The organism is Streptomyces sp. NPDC002784, assembly GCF_053592135.1.
Genome location: NZ_JBSFVD010000019.1, coordinates 147,264 through 164,511, shown reverse-complemented (window position 1 = coordinate 164,511; position 17,248 = coordinate 147,264). Strand labels below are relative to the sequence as shown.

The window sequence follows — 17,248 nt, the reverse complement described above, 5'->3', positions numbered from 1 at the left end:
GAGCGGGGAGATATCTGGCCGTACGTGGGGAAACCCTTGGCCATCAGTGGGGCGGTAAATGGCCGCCTATGGGGAGCTTGTCATGGCCGCCGTCACGCGGTTCACCGGTCGGCCGAAAAAGCACCTGCTGACGCGATCCGCGGGTACGGGCCTGATTACTTCTCAAGCCTCTCGTACACCTCGACGGCTGTCATCAGGTGGCCGACGGTGGCGGGGTGAGCGCGGCAGGCACCGGGTGCAGGTCTGGCGACAAGGAGACGACAAGGTTTGGCGAAGGGGTCCCGCCGAGTGTGGAGCCACTCACCCGCGCACGTGGGGTGAGCACGCCACGGAACACTTGAACAGAATCGGGCACCACCCATGAACGGGACCATGCAGGCGGGGACGGCCACCCTCGCCCCGACTCGGGCACCTGCCCGCCGCGTCGCCTCGGACACCGACTGCGACGCCTTCGTACGGGACATCTACGAGCAGTACGGCCCTCTCCTGGTCCGGTATGCCGCGCGGCTGCTGGACGGTGACTGGCACCGGGCGGAGGACATCCTCCAGGAGACCGCGGCGCGCGCGTGGAAGCACGCCCGGCTCCTGAGCGCCCGCGGCGAACACATCCGGCCGTGGCTGTTCACCGTGGCCAGGAACCTGGTCATCGACCACCACCGGGCCCACCAGGTCCGCCCGCTGGATCTGATGCCGGTCGAGGATCTGGACACCTGCTGGGACAGCACGGAGTCCACGATCACCTCCCACGCGGTGCTGGAGGCACTGCGGGAGCTGAAGGAGCAGCACCGGACCGTCATCCGGCTCATGTACTACCTGGAATGCAGCGGGGCCCAGGCCGCCGAGCACCTCGGCATCCCGCCCGGCACCGTCAAGAGCCGTGCCTTCTACGCCGTGCGGGAACTGCGCAAGGCCCTGGAGAGGCAAGGCGTACGCGGCGCGTAGCCACGGCGGCACGGATGCTCCGGAGTGGCTCAGCGCCACGCACTCCACATGATGCGTCATCGAAAGATGTCGGCCTGAGTGGGTCGCGGAAAAGACCAGTTCAGAGCAGCCTTCTCGGCTCACCGAGCAGGATTAGGGCGCCCAGAGCGTCAAATGAGCGTCAAGAGCTCTATGGATCTTGTCGTTTTCTGCGGGACGACTGCGTGGCGCCGGTATTCCTGATCCTCCGTGGCTGCGTGGGAGCGTCGGCCGCGGAACTCCTTCAGGATGTTCCGACGCTGCAACTCGGCGACACTGACCAGCGGTGATGTGAGAACACGGTCGAGCAGCTCATTCTGAGCCGACTGCAGCTCGACCAGATGCCACAGAACGGCCACCACGTGCGGACTGCCAGAGGCCACCATCGCTCACGCAACCTCATTCAGCCCCGTATGCGACGACGTCGAACGTCAGGAAACGGGGAACCAGGCCGCCAGGCGCTTGGCGATGGCCGGTACATCGATATGGTCCTGCGCGATGTCCTCGACCCGTCTGTGCGCGCTTCTGACGCCCGTGACCGTCACGATGCTGGCTCGCACGACAGGTCGACTGTGGGAGAGGGGCTCGGGATGATGTGTACAGAGACCAGGGGGTCCTGCCTTCAGTTGATCAAGCGAAGCTGGCGCGATAGCGGGCACGACGGAGTGGTGACTTCGGACGGCCGTTACTTCCTCAAGCACGGCAGCATCCCATGGAGGTCCAAGCCGAGAAGGAGCGCTTGGCTGGTGATACCGAACAGGCTGAGCGCGCTCCTGCCGACGGAGCCGAGCTGATCGCTCGACGCCAGTCCGCCACTACCGGGAGCTGACCCTCTCTGATCCGGGACCGCGGACCCGGTGGCGGTGGCGGTGGCGGGCCTACTATGACCCGCTCCACGGTCACGCACCGGGAGAGCACAAGCTGCGCTGGACCGGACGGCAGCGGGGTGACTGCGTCTTCACGTTGGTCAACGAGGAAGCCAAGAAGGCCGCTCAACCACCGCCGGTGCCGACCACCGACGTCCTGGACCGTCCTCGTCAACTCGACCGGGTTACACGCAAGATCCCTGGCAGTCCGGCGTCCCGAGGTCGACGCCCTCGGGACGCCCGAGGTTTCCCAAGGTTCCCACCATCGTTCGTCGCGGCGTCCGCAAGGAGGCACGCGCCGGCCGGGGTGCCCGGCTCGGGCTCAGGACGGCGACGGTTCCGGGGCGAGCCTCTCCTCGCCGATCTGCTCGCCGGACCGGTAGATGGTGACGACCCCGTCGTGGATCTCGTAGCGGTACGGGGCGTTGCGCGCCGTGTAACCGTCGCCGGTGTCCTCGGCCTGCATGGCGATGCCCTCCTCACGCCGGTCGCTGAACTCACCGAAGTAGTAGAGCGCGCCGGACGCCGTACGGCACAGGGTGATCTGCTTGTTCTTCGTGCGGAAGGCTTCCACCAGCTCGGAGCCGGTTCCGCCGGGCAGCTGCGCCGCGATGCGCTCGGGGCAAGGGGTGGACTGGACGGTCCGCCCATCGTCGTTCGACGGGTCACGGCTGTCCAAGCCGTCGCACGCCTTGCCGGCAAGCGAGAGCAGGCCGAAGACGACAACGAGCCCGAAGCAGTTGCCGAAGCAGCCGGACTTCCTCTTGGCGGGCGCGGGGCGCGGCGGGACGGGGCGGGGCACGTACGCCGGCCGTGGTGCGGCCGCCGGGGCGGGCGTCGCCATGGGCCGGTATCCCGTGACGGGAGCCGACGGGAAGAAGACCGCGTCCTCGCTGCGGGGACGGCTCGCGCCGGAGGTCCCCGCTGCCCCCCGAGCCGTCCGGGGCGTCGACGAGGCGGCCGAAGCCGGTTTCGGGGCGGGCTTCCGGGGCGGTGTCCGACGGGGTGCGGTGGTCTTCTTCGCGCCGGCGCCCGCGCCGCCGGCAGAGGAGGACGAGGACTTGGAGGCTTTCGAAGGCTTCGCGGCGGATGGTGATTTCGGTGGTGGCGTCTTGGCCGCGGCATTCCAGGCGGTGGCGCACGCGATGCAGGACGGATCCGTACGCGCGTTGTTCGTGTCGCACAGTGAGCACCGCCAGGAAGCGGGCGGGCCGGAGGTGCCGAGCCGTTTCGGGGCGGGCTTCCGGGCCGATCCGGCGGCCGGTTTCGGGGCCCGCTTCGTACCGGACTTCGGCCTGGCCGCGGCCGCCGGTCCGGAGCGGGTCGCGGAGGAGGATTCACGCTCGGACGTCCGGGTGGTCGGCGGCGTGCTCGCCCGCGGGCTCCTGTCTGTACTGCGCCGGGTCCCGCCGCAGCCCTCGCAGGACGCCTCTCCCGGATCATTGAACGTGTCGCAGTCCGCGCACTGCCAGTTGGCCGATGCCGTCACCTTCCGTGCCTCCTCCCTCGTGTCTCGATGCGGTCAGTCGCTGTCGACGTAAGCCATGACGGTCCCGAACAGTTCCTCCGACGCGGCTCCCGCGGGCGCGACGAGCCACTCCGGAGCGTCCAGGGGAACCCGCTGGAATCCGGTCTCCTCGGCCACGTCCTCCGTCTCCTCCCGGTCGTCCGGCTGCTCCGGTACGGCGTAGCGCCGTCGCAGCAGCTCGGTGTACTCCTCCGCCTCCCGCAACCGGCCCGCCGGAACGTCCACCCGGACCACGAGGAGGCCAGGGGTCGGCCCTCCGGGAAACCGCAGGTGGAACAGCCACTGGCACAGACCGTCCGGGCCCTGGGGGAGCAACTGGACGCGGGTGCAGTGCTCCACGTTCGACTCGACGAGTCCGTAGTGGCGCCACAGGAAGACGAGATGGCCGTCGTCGTGGCACTGCAGCTGGAACTCGGGCCAGTCGAGCTTCACAGACTGTTCGCGATCGTCTCGATGATCTCGTCCATCTCGAACTCCTCCAGACCTTCGCCCGCCTTGGACGCGAAGTGCAGTGTGAGGTCCCACTCCTCGGCGATCGGATCGGACCAGGGGGCGAGGTCCGGCGCGAACAGCACCAGCCGCTTCGCCGACTGCTCCATCACGGCCGTCTGGCTGCGCGCGTACCCCCACTGCTCGAACAGGTCATCGAGGCTGCGCGGGATCTCCGCCGGGTAGGACTGGGCGGAGACGCCCACCGTGCCCAGGGGATGAGCCGGAGCGTCGGTGAACATCACGATGACATGGCGCCTGCGGTCCAGACCCGTCTCCCAAGGGGAGTTGATCGCCAAGGCCAGCGCCTCCAGGCCCGACTCGGGGATGTCACCGCCCCCGCCCGCGTCGATGCCGCGCACGAAGCTCTCGAAGTCCCGTGCCTGGTCGGGAAGATGCAGGAAGTCGGTCTGCTCGATGGCGTCGGAGGCGTTGTCGCCGAAGTCACGGAAAGCGATGACCTTGAGGCGGAGCTGGCTGATCGCCTTGCCCTTCTTGGCCATCACGTCGTTGAGCCGGTCGTGGAACTGCAGGGCGCTTCTCTTGACGGTGTCGAGGACGGGGAACATGCTGCCGGTCGCGTCGACGCACAGCACGATGTCCACGGCGTACTGGAGGTTGCCCTGATACTGCTCGATGTTGCTCATGCGGTGTCTCCTGGTTGGTGCGAGCGGATGTGGGACGGGGTCACGAGGAGCCGCGGCCGCGGTCGCGCTTCCGGTCGCCGAGGTTGATCCGGACGCGGGAGGCGCGTGGCGCGGCCTCGCCGGACGGCGGCGGAGTCGCGGGGGCGGCGGGTGGCGGGGAGTCGGGTGCGGCGGGCGGCGGGGAGGTCCTGTCGTCCGCCGCCGCCGACGGCCGGGGTGGCTCCGCCGCGGCCCTGGGGACACGGGGTGCCCCACCGCTCTCGACCGCAGGTCCCGCCGACCTCATCGTGGACCTGATCCGACTGCTCCGGGGCCCGCTGCCCGAAGGCGTCGCGGTGTCGGACGACGTGGGGGCGCCGGCGGATTTGGTGGTGCCCGAGGACGGTGTGCGGCTGCCCGGTGCACCGGCGGACTTCGGCCGTGAGGCTGTCGAGGTCCGGGTGGTGCCCGGTCGCCGGTGCTGCAGGGCGCACACCATCGGGTCGGACAGCGTCTTGAGGAACGTCGCCATGCGCGGCCGGTTCGCCGGAGCCTGCCCGGTCATCGAGCGGAGCAGACCGAGCATGGTGTCCGAGAGCCGGGTGTCCAGCTCCAGCCGCTCGCCCGCGTTGACCGCGTCGGCCGGTGAACCGTACCGGCTGTCGTGGTGCGGGAGTTCGCCCGTCAGGTACAGGTGGGTCATCAGGCCCAGCGCGAACACGTCCACCGCGCAGGTCAGTCGTTCTGCGCCGGTGGATCCGTCGCCCTGCAGGTAGCGGCGCCACTCGGGAGCCCCGTAGAGCGAGTCGCCCGCGATCTCCTCGGGCCCCGGCGGGTTCCCGGCGACGTAGGAATCGTCGAAGTCGATCAGTTTCGCGGTGTGGAACGCGGCACCGTCCCGTTTCTGCACGAGCACGTTGAGGGGTTTGAGGTCGCCGTGCACGATGTCGATGTCGTGAAGCTGCTTCAGGCTCATGCCGAGCGTCTTGAGCAGCACCATCTTCTGCCGAGGTTCCAGACTCTGCGGCTTTTCCAGGCTGGAGGTGTCGATCCGCTCGGTGACCTTGTAGTACGTGCTGCCCTCGTGGAAGAAGTCGGTCGCGAGCACTAGGTTGCCGCCGCCGCGAGCGTCCGGACGCAGCCGCTTCATGATCGTGCGGTGCCGATCCTCGAACTCACGGGCGAGCTGGCGACGGATGCGCAGGCTCGGCGTGTCTCTCGTGTCGTCGTCGCGAGGCCGCTTGGGTTCCAGGAACCTCTTGACGAAGTACTGGCCGCCGTCCTTCTCGGCGAACGCCCAGACGCACTTGCCGCCGTTGGCGTTCGTGGGCTCGCTGGTGATGCGGTAGCCCCCGATGACATCGCCCTTCTTCATGCGCGCTCCTCGGGTGCGGGGGGCAGGTGGGTCTCGTATCCGGCGCGGTAGGCGCGCCAGGTGGCGTCCTGCCACTCGCGGACGCGGGCCGGGAGACCGGCGCTGTCCTCCGTCGCGGAGGCCGTGCCCGCCTCGGATGCGTGAGAGAACCGGTCCAGGCCGTGGGGCCGGGTGCGTACGTAGCGGTCGTGCAGGTGCGTGAGCCGGTCGGCGAACCGGGTGCGCAGGCTCTCGAAGTCGCGGTAGCCGAAGGCGATGAGGGCGAGGGACGCGTCGTCCGCCGTGCAGCGCAGGACCTCGCGGCAGATCCGGTCCGCCCACTCGCCGACCGACCCCGCCCCGTGCAAGGTGCGCAGCAGCAGCAACTCGGAGTCGGCCGGGGTGTGCACATAGCCGAAGAACCCGTCGGAGGCGGCCAGTACGACGCAGGGCAGCGGATGCTCCAGCCGGTGGCTGTCGATCACGAACTCCCGGTCGGCACAGACCAGGTTGGTCATCGGCGGGTCGGAGCGCAGGAGTTCGAGGGCGTCGCTCTCCCTGGTGTGGTCGCGGGTGAGCACGTGCAGTCCGGTGTCGGGGCGCAGGACGTACGCGCGGGAGTCACCGGCCCACAACGAGTGCAGTTCCAGCCGCTGTCCGTCGTCCGTCGACAGCACGGTGTAGTGCACCGCGGCCAGAGTGGTGGGCAGTTGGCGGCGCATGGTCCCGCCGATCTTGCTCTGGCGCTGTGGTGCCGCGGCCAGGAAGTACTCCAGGTAGTCGCGCAGGGTTTCCGTCGTGACCTCCGCGTCGCGTGTCGCCACGTCGCGGAACCAGCAGTCGGTGGCCAGGCGGGCCACCCGGGCGCCGACCCAGGCGCTGGTGCGCTGGGTCCCGTCGGGCGCCTGCCACAAGGGTGCGGCACCGGCACCGCCGGATCCGTCGAAGACGGCGAGCAGCCCCCGGGAGCGTGCCAGGTGGTGTGCGACGAATGGTTCGGCGTCCTCTCCGCGGTCCGGCACCTGCTCGGTCCACACCGAGAGCGCCTGAAGCTCTTCCCGGCTCTCGCACCAGATCCGCTGCGACACGGGGCGTTGCGCAGTCTCAACGGGTTTCCCCGGGATCTCGGAGCGCGGTCCGTCCACGGGGGCGGGAGCCGGACCGGGCGCGGGCGGGGACGTTGGGGGTGGCGGTGTCCAGGGCGATGGTGCCGGGCCACCGGCCGGCCCGATTGAGCGCGCCGGGTAGCCGGTCGGCCCGGCCGGGGCCGGGTACCGTGCCGCGGGCTCGTGGTCGGTCATCGTCGCTCCCCGTCGTGCGTACCGCTGCCGCCCCCACGGGGTCGTTTGGCAGTGCCGCGGACCCGGCTGACCCGGGGCCCGGTGTCCGTGCCACGGCCGTCTTCGGGGGCACAGCCGCCGTCCCGGGTTCGGCCACTGCCCGCGGCGTCGTCGCCGGTGCTCCTCCGCTCGTCCGACGGGGGGCTGTCCGTGGTCGGCCCGTCGTCGGAGTAGCGGGCCGCAGGAGTGCGGCCGGTATCGGGCCGGTCCTCGGGACGGGTGCCCCCGCCGCCGGCCTCCCCCCGCTCCCCGTAGCTCCAGCCGCCGCCCCGCCGGTCCGCGGAACGCGCCGCCGCCTCGTCCCGCGCTCCGAGGCCCGCGGTCCGGTCACCCGTGCCGCCGGAGACCCCAGTGTCCGGCAGGGGTTCGTCACCGGGCGGTCCGCTGAACCGCGGCCGGGCCGGGGCGCCGCCGGTGATCCGGGGCCGGGGCTTGGCCGTCCGCTCCTCGCGGGGCGCCGGCTCGGGCGGTCGCCCTGTGTCGTCGTACCGCCGCTCCTTCAGCACCTCGCCCGCGAGCGGCTCGCGTTCGTCGTCCTCGGCGGTACTGGGTTCCAGAGCGCGAGCCAGGCTGCCGCGGAGCCAGCCGCGCCGGGTGGCGCTCTCGAACAGACCGTCGCCGTCGCGCAGTACCTCCTCCAGTACGGCGCGTTCCAGCTCCGCCTGCTCGAAGGGTTCCCGGTCGGCGTCGCCGCGCTCCAGGACCATGCGCATGACCTCGCGCCGGACCTCCCGCTTCTCCGCCTCTCCCTTCTCGATCCAGGCGAGCGCGGCGCGCGGGCCCTCCTTCTCCATGATGTCCGCGATCAGGCCGTCGACGCCCTCCTCCCGGATCATGTCCAGGTGGCGCCGGCGCCGCATGCCCTCCAGCCTGGTCTCCCGCACGACGTCCCGGAACTCGCGGCCGCTCGAGGCGATTTCGTCCTCGTCGACGAGCAGTTCCACCTGTATGTTGCGCAGCCGGACGGCGTCGTCCCCGCCGAACCCCGTCAGTGCCGTGTTGAGCGCCCGCTCGGCCTCGTGGAACTCGGCGACGTCGTAGTCGCGGGCGACCGACCGCAGCGTCTTGCGCAGATAGCCGTACAGCGCGCCGCTCATGTCGCGGATGCCGCGGGCGACCACCTCGGCGGGGTCGGCGACCTTGCACACCAGGTCGACCCGGCTGCGGAAGGAGAAGGTGGGGTCGCGGCTGAGCAGGGGGATGTCGAGGATCAGGCGGTGCTCGGTCAGGTCGACCGTGAAGACGCTGCGGTACGTCCCGAAGCGGGACGACGGGATCTCCTCGCCACTGCGGATCGTCAGCGAGGGTCCGCTGTCCCGGACGAGGACCAGGGCCCGGCCGGGAGCCGGCGGCCGCAGCGGGTTCGTCAGGCGCCACTTGGGCAGGTCCTCGCTGCAGAGGACCGGATCGTAGGTCTGTTTCTCCATGTCTCCCCCTCTCTCTGTCGCTGTTCGTCGTGCTGTTCGTCGTGCTGTTCGTGGAGGACGTCGGCGGGTCGTCGCGTGCCGGGCGCTCACCGGCCGTGGTCGAGGGCGCGCAGCAGGCGGGCGGCGTTCTTCGAGGGGTGGTCGCGGTCGCGGGCCCACTTGTCCAGCCACCACACCAGCCGCTCGCGGTGGCGTCCCGGTCGACGGGCCACGGAGACCAGGAGGTGAGCGATGGCGTCGAGCGCGCCGGGACAGCGGTCCGCGTACTCGTCGATCCACTGGTGGAGGGCGTCGAGGGCGGTGTCCTGCACGGGCCGGCGCGCGAGGGCACGCGCCCACAGCTCGGCGAGCCGTTCGTGGTGCCGCGGCAGTTCGCTCAGCAGCACGGGTACGTCGGGGACACGCACGCCGCCCGGCGCGGGCGCCGCAGGGCCGGTGACCGGCGCTTCGTAGGGGCGCGACACCGCAAACACGAAGGCGGACAGCGTCTTGACGACCAGCGGGGACAGGTCCTGCGGCTCGGACCATGCCAGGTAGGCGTTGAGCAGCGGCGCCACCTGCCCCTGTTCTACGAGGTGGACACCGCCCCAGGCCACCGCGGGCAGGGTGCCCCAGTCGTCACCGCGGTCCAGTGCGTCGTGCAGCACGGCCACGGCCCGCTCAGGAGCGGTCCGGCCGAGCAGACCACCCACGGCGTTGGCGGCGGTACCGGCAAGCCGCCGCTGCTGGGCGGAGGACCCGCCACGCGCCCAGTGATGCAGCAGGCCCCACACGGCGTCGGCCGTCTCCGGGCGGCTGCCCGCGACGCCCAGCGCGGTGGCGGCGGCCTGCCGCAGGGGCCAGGAGGTGCTGCCCGCCCAGCCGGTGAGGAAGCGGTGCACGGCGTACTGCGGGTCGACGAGAGCCAGTACACCCGCGCCGACCGCGGCGCGGGCGCGCACTTCCAGGTCGGGGTGGCGCAACAGGCTGTGCAGCCAGCCCAGTACGGCCTCGCGGCGTCCGTCGAGCGCGTTCCACGCGTAGCCGAGGATGGTCTGGCCCAACAGCCCGTTGCGGAAGCGCACCCGGGGCGGGCCGGCGGCGAGACCCGAGCCGTCGGGCAGGTGCAGCTCGATCCACTGCTGCTCGTGGCCGAGCCGGTCGCCGAACCGGAGGTCCGGCGGAGCGGGTTCGGGTTCCGTCAGTGCGGCGCGCAGCTTCACGGCGGCATCCGCGACAGTGAGGTATCCGCTGTCTTCCAGGACGGCCGCGGCGAGTGCGAAAGCGACCGCCTCGGGTTCCCGGAACCGGTTGAACCACGCGCGGACCTGCTCGCTGGGGTCGCGCAGCCGGGCCACCTCGGCCGCCACGTCGCCGTCCGCGCTGATGACCGAGGCGAGGCGGGCGGCGTTGCGGACTGCGGGCTGTTCACGCAGGGCCACGGCGGCACCGGTACGTTCCAGCAGCGCGTGCAGGTCGGTGCAGGCGTCCGGGCTGCCGCCATGGCCGAGGACGCGCCGCTCCACGACGGCTACCGGGTCCACGGGCGTGAGGGGATGGTGGGCAAGGTGCTCACCGCCCGGCCCGGCGGCGAGCACCTCCAGATCGTGCCCGCCGGTCAGCACCAGCAGCGAGCCGGAGTCGCGCAGGGCGGCGACGACGGCGGTCCACTGGGCGATGCCGCGGGCACCCCCACCGCCGAACGCGGAGGTGAACCTCTCCACGGCGGCCGGACCGTCGTCGAGCGCCGCGAGGTAGCCGGAGTGCTTCACGGGCGGCTCCCAGCCCGGCTCCAGCACCGCCGACGGCATCAGCAGCCGGTGGCAGCCGCCGGCACCGCTTCCGTCGATCGCCAGTGCCTCGCCGAGCAGGTTTACGGCGGCGGCTTCCCGCCCGCTGCCGGGTGGACCGGTGAGGACCAGCAGCCGTCGCTCACGCAGGGCGTCCACGGCCTCCTCGTACCCGTCGGGTTGCACGAACAGCTCGGTGTGATCCGCAAGTTCGGCAAGGTCGATGGCGACCAACGATGCCCCGCCCGGCCTCGGTTCCGCATGGCGCGCGCCACCCGGGTGGAAGCCGCCGCCAAAACTGACCGTCTCGTTGAACAGGGCGAGGGTGCCGATCCGGGTGCCGGAGGCGTCGGCGTTGAGCCGGCGTGCGATCTCGTCGGCGATCGCACCCGCCCGCAGCGCCTCGGACCGCTCGGGGTCCTCGTGGCCGCCGCCCTCGGTGAGGGAGAGCAGCGCGTCCTTCTCGCTGACCGGACCGTCCCGTTCGTCGACGGGGGTACGCGGCTCCGCGACGACCGCCTTGCCGTCGTCGTCCTCGTCCGTCCTGTCCTTCGCGCCGGGCGGCACGGTGCCCGTGGCGATCTTGGCGTTCCTGGCGTCCTTGGCGGAATCCCACTCGGGTCCCGCAGCCCCCCGCGGCGGTTCGTCGGTGCGCTCCACGGTCCTGCCCCCGGCGCGGGGTCCCTCGGTGGAGGTGTCCTCACTCATGGCCTGCTCTCAGGTTCTCTTTGCTGCGGGGCGGTTCCCTGCGCCCCACTCGTCCGCGCGTCATGGCGATCACGCCCGATCCGGCCCGGGGACGGGTGGGACCAAGGGGCCACGATCCGGCCCGCGCGGCGCGCGGCTCTCGCGCCCCGGGTGGGCGGGGCGCTACGACGTCGTCCAGTCCCCTTGGACCTCGACCTTGCCGTTGAACACCTGGGCGTTCTTGATGAGCGCGGCGCTGATCTGCGCACCGGACCGGCCCTGTGCCGCGACGGCCTCGTCGACCAGCCGCCGGATCTCCGTCTCGAAGCCCTCGTCGAGCAGCATCTGGGCGGCGAGCTGCCGCTCCAGATCCTCCTGGGCGCTCTCGTCTTCGGGGGTGGTGGTCACCCGGTCCAGGGCGCCCTGCGCCTCGGCGTTACCACGGAAACGCGCGCGGATCCGCTCCACAAGCCGCGCTCCGCCGGTCCAACCGGAGCGGCCGGCCTCCTGCCCTGCCGTCTCGAGCGCGCCTTTCACCACGAGTGCCACTCCTGCCGCCGCGACGGCCGTCACCGGATCCATGCCGTTCCCCCGTGTTCCCGCCCAAAGCCGGTGAGTAAATTTAAGGGAGCAGCGAGCAGTGCGGAGCGGTTCCTCTCACAGTGACTGAAAGTCGCCGACCTGATCGGTCCGCTGGCCTGGAATGATCGACCCTGCTCCACCTCGGCGACGACCCGTCCAAGGCGCGGGTGATGGTGGGACGGTCCACGTCGAACCAGCGGGCCGGCACGTCATGCGTGGCACCGTGTGGGAGAGGCGCGAGGGTGGCCGGGAGCCGGTCGACGAAGACCAGCCGGTGCTTCACGCTGCACAAGCGAACCTCAGTCGACGCATTCCGCGAGCGAAAACAGGTCGAACCGACCACCTGGACTACAAAACAGCAGGTCAGATGCCCTTCTCGGCAGGCTCCAGAATCGCCACGCACTCCACGTGATGCGTCATCGGAAACAGATCGAACACCCGCAACGTCCGCACCCGGTACCCCCCGTCCCGGAAGTACCCCAAGTCCCGCGCCAGCGCCGCCGGGTCGCAGGCCACGTACGCGATGCGCCGGGCGCCCAGGGACGACAGGTGTGCCACCGTCTTCCGGCCCGCGCCCGCCCGCGGCGGGTCCAGGACGATGAGGTCGACCTCCGTGATGCCCGTGCGCGGCAGCACCGCCTCGACCTTGCCCTGTTCGATCCGGACCCGGTCGAACTCCGCGAGGTTGTGGCGGGCGTCCTCCACCGCGCGCTTGCCGGACTCGATGCCGAGCACCGCGCCCTGGTCGCCGAGGCGGTCGGCGAGGGCGCCCGCGAAGAGGCCGACGCCGCAGTACAGGTCGAGCGCCATGTCACCCTTGCGCGGCAGCAGTCCCTGCATCACCGCCGTGACCAGGGTGTCGGCCGCCTTCGGGTGGACCTGCCAGAAGCCGCCGCTGCCCACGCGGTGCGTCCGGCCGTCGGCCCGCTCACGGACGAAGGCGCGGCCGTGGACGCGGTGAACGCCGCCGTCCTTCTCCTCGACCCGCATGACGGACACCGGCTTGTCCAGCTCGACGAGGGGGAGCCGCGCGCCCGGCCTGGGTTCCAGGATGACCATGCGGTCCTGGGAGCCGGTCGCCGCGATGGCCTCCACGGACGCCATCCCGGACCAGTCACGGTCCTCGATGCCCAGCTCGCTCACGCCCTCGGCCGCGATCATGCAGTGCTCGATCGGCTCGACCTCGTGCGAGCGGTGCCGGCGCAGACCCGCCCGGCCCGTCTCGGCGTCCACCGCGTACTGCACGCGCGTGCGCCACTGCGGCACCTGCCCGGCGGGCAGCTTGTCGCCCTCGGCGGGCATCACCGTGCCGTCCCAGCCGGCCTCCTCGGGCGTGAGCCCGGCGAGCCGCGCCAGCTGCTCCGTGACGACCTCGCCCTTCAGCCGCCGCTGCGCCCCCGGCTTGGCGTGCTGCCAGTCGCAGCCGCCGCAGCGGCCGGGGCCGGCGTACGGACAGGGCGCCTCGATGCGGTCCTTGGACGCGTCGAGCACCTCGACGGCGTCCGCGCGCAGGAAGCGGGCGCCCTCCTCACCCTCGGTGACCCGGGCGACGACCCGCTCCCCGGGCAGCGCGTGCCGCACGAAGAGGACCTGGCCCTCGTCGGTGCGGGCGATGCAGTGGCCGCCGTGGGCGACGGGGCCGACCTCGACCTCGTACTCCAGCCCCACCAGCGACTTCTTCGGTTCTGCCTGCATGGCGGGGTGACTCCAGATGCATAGAGGTTCGAGCCGGGACAACAGCCGCCGGGACAACAGCCCACCAGTCTACGACTGTTTCGAGGACTCCTTCGCCCGCTCCTGAGCCGGCCCCCGCCGCACGGAACCCGGCGCGTTCCAGTCCTGCCGCTTGCGGGCCCGCTTCTTCGCGACCTCGGAGGACTGCAGCTGGTAGGGCACCGACGTCACCATGACACCCGGCGTGAACAGCAGCCGGCCCTTCAGCCGCAGGGCGCTCTGGTTGTGCAGCAGATGCTCGTACCAGTGGCCGACGACGTACTCGGGGATGATCACGGACACGGCGTCGCGCGGCGACTCGCGGCGCAGGTTCTTGACGTACTCGATGATCGGCCGGGTGATCTCGCGGTAGGGCGAGTCGAGGACCTTCAGCGGTACGTCGATGCCGCGCCGCTCCCACTCGGCCTTGAGGGTCTTGGTCTCGGCCGGGTCGACGTTGACGCTGAGCGCTTCGAGGGTGTCGGTGCGCATCAGCTTGGCGTACGCGAGGGCGCGCAGCGTGGGCCGGTGGATCTTGGAGACCAGGACCACGGAGTGCACCCGGGAGGGGCGGACGCTGTCGTCGGTCGGGCCGTCGGGCGCCGCGATCTCCTCGGAGACCCGGTCGTAGTGCTTCCGGATCGCGGACATGGTCGCGTAGAAGATCACCATGCCGAGCAGGGCGACCCAGGCGCCGTGGGTGAACTTGGTGACCAGGACGACGACCAGCACCAGGCCGGTGAAGAAGGCGCCGAAGGTGTTGATCGCGCGGGAGCGGATCATACGGCGGCGCTTGGCCGGGTCGGTCTCGGTGCGCAGATGGCGGTTCCAGTGCCGGACCATGCCGGTCTGGCTGAGCGTGAAGGAGACGAACACGCCGACGATGTAGAGCTGGATCAGCCGCGTGGAGTCGGCGCCGTAGATCCACACCAGCAGGATGGCCGCGCCGGCCAGGAGCACGATGCCGTTGGAGAACGCCAGGCGGTCGCCGCGGGTGTGCAGCTGGCGGGGCAGGTAGCGGTCCTGGGCGAGGATCGAGCCGAGCAGCGGGAAGCCGTTGTACGCCGTGTTCGCCGCGAGGAAAAGGACCAGGGCGGTGGCGGCGGCGAGCAGGATGAAGAAGAACGTGCCGTCGCCGAAGACGGCTGCCGCGACCTGCGAGATCACCGGGTGCTGGACGTAGTCGCTGCCGACGGGCACGCCGTCCTCGATGAGGTCCTTGGCCGGGTTCTCCGCCATGTGCACATCGGTGGCCATGGCGAGCCCGATGATGCCGCAGAACATGGTGACCGCGAGGCCGCCCATGAGGGCGAGGGTGGTCGCCGCGTTCCTCGACTTGGGCTTGCGGAAGGCGGGGACGCCGTTGCTGATCGCCTCGACACCGGTGAGCGCGGCACAGCCGGAGGAGAAGGCGCGCAGCAGCAGGAAGACCAGCGCGAAGCCTGCCAGGCCCTCGTGCTCGGGCTTGATCTCGAAGTCGGCGGTGGGCGACTTCATGTTCTCGCCGAGGACCAGGCCCTGGAAGGCGCCCCAGGCGATCATGAGGAAGACACCGGCGACGAAGACGTACGTCGGGATCGCGAAGAGCTTGCCGGACTCCTTCACCCCGCGCAGGTTCATCAGCGTCAGCAGCACGATGATGCCGATCGCGCAGAACACCTTGTGCTCGACGACGAACGGGATGGCGGAGCCCAGGTTCTCCACGCCGGAGGAGATGGACACGGCCACGGTGAGCACGTAGTCCACGAGCAGCGCGCTGGCCACGGTCAGCCCGGCCTTGGGGCCGAGGTTGGTGTTGGCCACCTCGTAGTCGCCGCCGCCGCTCGGGTAGGCGTGCACGTTCTGCCGGTAGGAGGCGACGACCGTGAACATCAGGACGACGACCGCGACCGCGATCCAGGGGCTGAAGTGGTACGCCGACACGCCAGCGATGGACAGGACCAGCAGCACCTCGCCGGGCGCGTAGGCCACGGAGGACAGCGGGTCGGAGGCGAAGACGGGTAGTGCGATGCGCTTCGGCAGGAGCGTTTCCCCGAGCCGGTCACTGCGCAGTGCGCGCCCGATCAGGATCCGTTTGGGCACGTCGGTCAGTTTGGACACAACAGAGGATCGTAGGCGTTCGAACGGGCTGCCGCCCACCCGCCACCCCCCTTACGGGCGGCCCCTGCTCTCCGGGTGAAAACGGGGGTGGCGCAGCTGCGGATTCCGCAGGCCGGGGCGTCGGCATGTCTATATGACTAAACCCGCTGGTTCTTCCCGCCGTTGCCGCCCTCCGGAGGTCCCATGGACAGCACCGCCCAGCTGATCGGCGCCGCCGCGGCGCTCGTCGGCCTCGGAATCCTCACACTTGCCAGCGTTCGCAGCATCAGCCGCCGCTGACCGACCCGTCCTCACGGCAACCGTGCACAGGGGTGCCGACGTCCTACCGCGCGTGTGTAGCTTGGGCGTCGATCTGAGACCCTGATCTGGCTGAGCAGTAACTCTTGACTTCGGAAGGACGGTCGTGCACATCGTCATCATGGGCTGCGGAAGAGTGGGTTCCGCTCTCGCCCAGACCCTGGAGCAACAGGGGCACACGGTCGCTGTGATCGATCAGGACCCCACCGCCTTCCGCCGACTCGGCCCCGGTTTCGGTGGCCGCCGGGTCACCGGCATCGGCTTCGACCAGGACACCCTGCGCGAGGCGGGCATCGAGGAGGCCGGTGCCTTCGCCGCCGTCTCCAGCGGCGACAACTCCAACATCATCTCCGCGCGCGTGGCCCGCGAGATGTTCGGTGTGGAGAACGTCGCGGCCCGTATCTACGACCCCCGCCGTGCCGAGGTCTACCAGCGTCTGGGCATCCCGACCGTGGCGACCGTGCGCTGGACCGCCGACCAGATGCTGCGCCGGCTGCTCCCCTCGGGCGCCGAGCCGCTGTGGCGCGACCCCACCGGCGGCGTCCAGCTCGCCGAGGTGCACACCTCCCCGGCCTGGGTGGGCCACAAGATCAGCAGGCTCCAGGAGGAGACGGGCGTCCGCGTGGCGTTCCTGACCCGCCTCGGTGAGGCCATCCTGCCCAGCTCGCAGACGGTGTTGCAGGAGGGCGACCTGGTGCACGTGATGATGCGCACCGACGAGGTCGACAAGGTCGAGGCGGCGTTCGCCCAGGGTCCCGAAGAGGAGAGCGGTCACTGATGAGGGTCGCCATTGCCGGTGCCGGCGCCGTCGGCCGCTCGATCGCGGGCGAGCTGCTGGAGAACGGCCACGAGGTCCTGCTGATCGACAAGGCGCCGACCGCCATCTCGGTCGAGCGCGTCCCGCAGGCGGAGTGGCTGCTCGCCGACGCCTGCGAGATCACGTCCCTGGACGAGGCCGCGCTCCAGCGCTGCAACGTCGTGATCGCCGCGACCGGCGACGACAAGGTGAACCTGGTCGTCTCCCTGCTGGCGAAGACGGAGTACGGCGTCCCGCGCGTCGTCGCCCGCGTCAACAACCCCAAGAACGAGTGGCTCTTCAACGAGTCCTGGGGCGTCGACGTCGCCGTGTCCACCCCCCGCCTGATGTCCGCCCTGGTCGAGGAGGCGGTCAGCGTCGGCGACCTGGTCCGGCTGCTGCGCTTCAGCCACGGCGACGCCAACCTCGTCGAGCTGACCCTGCCCGAGGAGTCGGCGCTGGCCGGCACCCAGGTCGGCGATGTGGAGTGGCCGCAGGACACCTCGCTGGTCACCATCATCCGCGGCACCCGGGTGCTCACCCCGACCCGCGACGACTCCCTGGAGGCGGGCGACGAGCTGCTGTTCGTGGCCGCCCAGGCCCGCGAGGAACAGCTGGAGGACCTGCTCTCGGTGCGCCGCGAGCAGCCGGCCGACTGAGGCCGTACGACGGCGAAGGGCGCCCCGGGATCACCCGGGGCGCCCTTCCTCGCTC

Annotated in this window: 15 protein-coding genes; 4 read left to right on the top strand and 11 right to left on the bottom strand. The window is 70.9% G+C overall.

Features of this window, described 5'->3' with window-relative positions; all coding sequences use genetic code 11:
- The first annotated feature begins 360 nt into the window (after positions 1–360).
- Positions 361–942, top strand: a complete 582-nt coding sequence (locus ACWD1Z_RS28010) for a sigma-70 family RNA polymerase sigma factor (RefSeq protein WP_451122354.1) — start codon at positions 361–363, stop codon at positions 940–942.
- Positions 943–1,391: 449 nt separating this feature from the next.
- On the opposite strand, the gene ACWD1Z_RS28005 is transcribed toward ACWD1Z_RS28010, so the two are convergent.
- Together ACWD1Z_RS28005 and ACWD1Z_RS28000 are read right to left on the bottom strand one after the other, a co-directional pair.
- Entirely contained in the window at positions 1,392–1,520 is a 129-nt protein-coding gene (locus ACWD1Z_RS28005) for a hypothetical protein (RefSeq protein WP_451122353.1), read from the bottom strand.
- A 628-nt stretch (positions 1,521–2,148) separates the two neighbouring features.
- Positions 2,149–2,670: a hypothetical protein gene (locus ACWD1Z_RS28000; RefSeq protein ID WP_451122352.1), complete on the bottom strand. Its 522-nt coding sequence runs from the start codon at positions 2,668–2,670 to the stop codon at positions 2,149–2,151.
- Between the two features lie 166 nt (positions 2,671–2,836).
- Here ACWD1Z_RS28000 and ACWD1Z_RS27995 point away from each other — a divergent pair, with 166 nt between their 5' ends.
- The gene (locus ACWD1Z_RS27995) at positions 2,837–3,367 is read left to right on the top strand and encodes a hypothetical protein (RefSeq protein WP_451122351.1); all 531 of its coding nucleotides are present in this window, start codon (positions 2,837–2,839) and stop codon (positions 3,365–3,367) included.
- On the opposite strand, the gene ACWD1Z_RS27990 is transcribed toward ACWD1Z_RS27995, so the two are convergent.
- The 9 genes from ACWD1Z_RS27990 to ACWD1Z_RS27950 form a co-directional block, all read right to left on the bottom strand.
- A complete protein-coding gene (locus tag ACWD1Z_RS27990; RefSeq protein WP_451122350.1) occupies positions 3,349–3,786 on the bottom strand; it encodes a hypothetical protein in 438 nt (145 codons plus the stop codon). The genes ACWD1Z_RS27995 and ACWD1Z_RS27990 overlap by 19 nt on opposite strands.
- Complete coding sequence (locus ACWD1Z_RS27985; protein ID WP_451122349.1) at positions 3,783–4,490, bottom strand: vWA domain-containing protein; 708 nt, start codon at positions 4,488–4,490, stop codon at positions 3,783–3,785. Before ACWD1Z_RS27985 ends, ACWD1Z_RS27990 begins: the two co-directional genes overlap by 4 nt.
- Before the next feature lie 40 nt (positions 4,491–4,530).
- Positions 4,531–5,844 (bottom strand): protein kinase domain-containing protein, encoded by a 1,314-nt coding sequence (locus ACWD1Z_RS27980; RefSeq protein ID WP_451122348.1) that lies wholly within the window; start codon positions 5,842–5,844, stop codon positions 4,531–4,533.
- Positions 5,841–6,911 (bottom strand): PP2C family protein-serine/threonine phosphatase, encoded by a 1,071-nt coding sequence (locus tag ACWD1Z_RS27975; protein ID WP_451122347.1) that lies wholly within the window; start codon positions 6,909–6,911, stop codon positions 5,841–5,843. Before ACWD1Z_RS27975 ends, ACWD1Z_RS27980 begins: the two co-directional genes overlap by 4 nt.
- Positions 6,912–7,120: 209 nt before the next feature.
- The gene (locus ACWD1Z_RS27970) at positions 7,121–8,590 is read right to left on the bottom strand and encodes a hypothetical protein (RefSeq protein ID WP_451122346.1); all 1,470 of its coding nucleotides are present in this window, start codon (positions 8,588–8,590) and stop codon (positions 7,121–7,123) included.
- 86 nt (positions 8,591–8,676) lie between these two features.
- Positions 8,677–11,067, bottom strand: a complete 2,391-nt coding sequence (locus ACWD1Z_RS27965) for a hypothetical protein (RefSeq protein ID WP_451122345.1) — start codon at positions 11,065–11,067, stop codon at positions 8,677–8,679.
- Between the two features lie 162 nt (positions 11,068–11,229).
- Positions 11,230–11,628, bottom strand: coding sequence for a hypothetical protein (locus ACWD1Z_RS27960; protein ID WP_451122344.1), 399 nt, complete (start codon positions 11,626–11,628; stop codon positions 11,230–11,232).
- A gap of 363 nt (positions 11,629–11,991) precedes the next feature.
- Positions 11,992–13,323: a class I SAM-dependent RNA methyltransferase gene (locus ACWD1Z_RS27955; RefSeq protein WP_451122343.1), complete on the bottom strand. Its 1,332-nt coding sequence runs from the start codon at positions 13,321–13,323 to the stop codon at positions 11,992–11,994.
- Between the two features lie 69 nt (positions 13,324–13,392).
- Positions 13,393–15,441, bottom strand: a complete 2,049-nt coding sequence (locus ACWD1Z_RS27950; protein ID WP_451122342.1) for an APC family permease — start codon at positions 15,439–15,441, stop codon at positions 13,393–13,395.
- Between the two features lie 403 nt (positions 15,442–15,844).
- On the opposite strand from ACWD1Z_RS27950, the gene ACWD1Z_RS27945 reads away from it, so the two are divergent.
- Complete coding sequence (locus tag ACWD1Z_RS27945; RefSeq protein WP_389420024.1) at positions 15,845–16,516, top strand: potassium channel family protein; 672 nt, start codon at positions 15,845–15,847, stop codon at positions 16,514–16,516.
- Positions 16,516–17,193 (top strand): potassium channel family protein, encoded by a 678-nt coding sequence (locus ACWD1Z_RS27940; protein ID WP_250071193.1) that lies wholly within the window; start codon positions 16,516–16,518, stop codon positions 17,191–17,193. The genes ACWD1Z_RS27945 and ACWD1Z_RS27940 overlap by 1 nt, the downstream gene beginning before the upstream one ends.
- Positions 17,194–17,248: the final 55 nt, after the last annotated feature.

Bases quoted from the DNA above. Each gene is read 5' to 3' on its own strand.
- ACWD1Z_RS27965 (WP_451122345.1), bottom strand. From the start codon at position 11,067: ATGAGTGAGGACACCTCCACCGAGGGACCCCGCGCCGGGGGCAGGACC.
- ACWD1Z_RS28010 (WP_451122354.1), top strand. From the start codon at position 361: ATGAACGGGACCATGCAGGCGGGGACGGCCACCCTCGCCCCGACTCGG.
- ACWD1Z_RS27955 (WP_451122343.1), bottom strand. From the start codon at position 13,323: ATGCAGGCAGAACCGAAGAAGTCGCTGGTGGGGCTGGAGTACGAGGTC.
- ACWD1Z_RS27960 (WP_451122344.1), bottom strand. From the start codon at position 11,628: ATGGATCCGGTGACGGCCGTCGCGGCGGCAGGAGTGGCACTCGTGGTG.
- ACWD1Z_RS27940 (WP_250071193.1), top strand. From the start codon at position 16,516: ATGAGGGTCGCCATTGCCGGTGCCGGCGCCGTCGGCCGCTCGATCGCG.
- ACWD1Z_RS27980 (WP_451122348.1), bottom strand. From the start codon at position 5,844: ATGAAGAAGGGCGATGTCATCGGGGGCTACCGCATCACCAGCGAGCCC.
- ACWD1Z_RS28000 (WP_451122352.1), bottom strand. From the start codon at position 2,670: ATGGCGACGCCCGCCCCGGCGGCCGCACCACGGCCGGCGTACGTGCCC.
- ACWD1Z_RS27970 (WP_451122346.1), bottom strand. From the start codon at position 8,590: ATGGAGAAACAGACCTACGATCCGGTCCTCTGCAGCGAGGACCTGCCC.
- ACWD1Z_RS27985 (WP_451122349.1), bottom strand. From the start codon at position 4,490: ATGAGCAACATCGAGCAGTATCAGGGCAACCTCCAGTACGCCGTGGAC.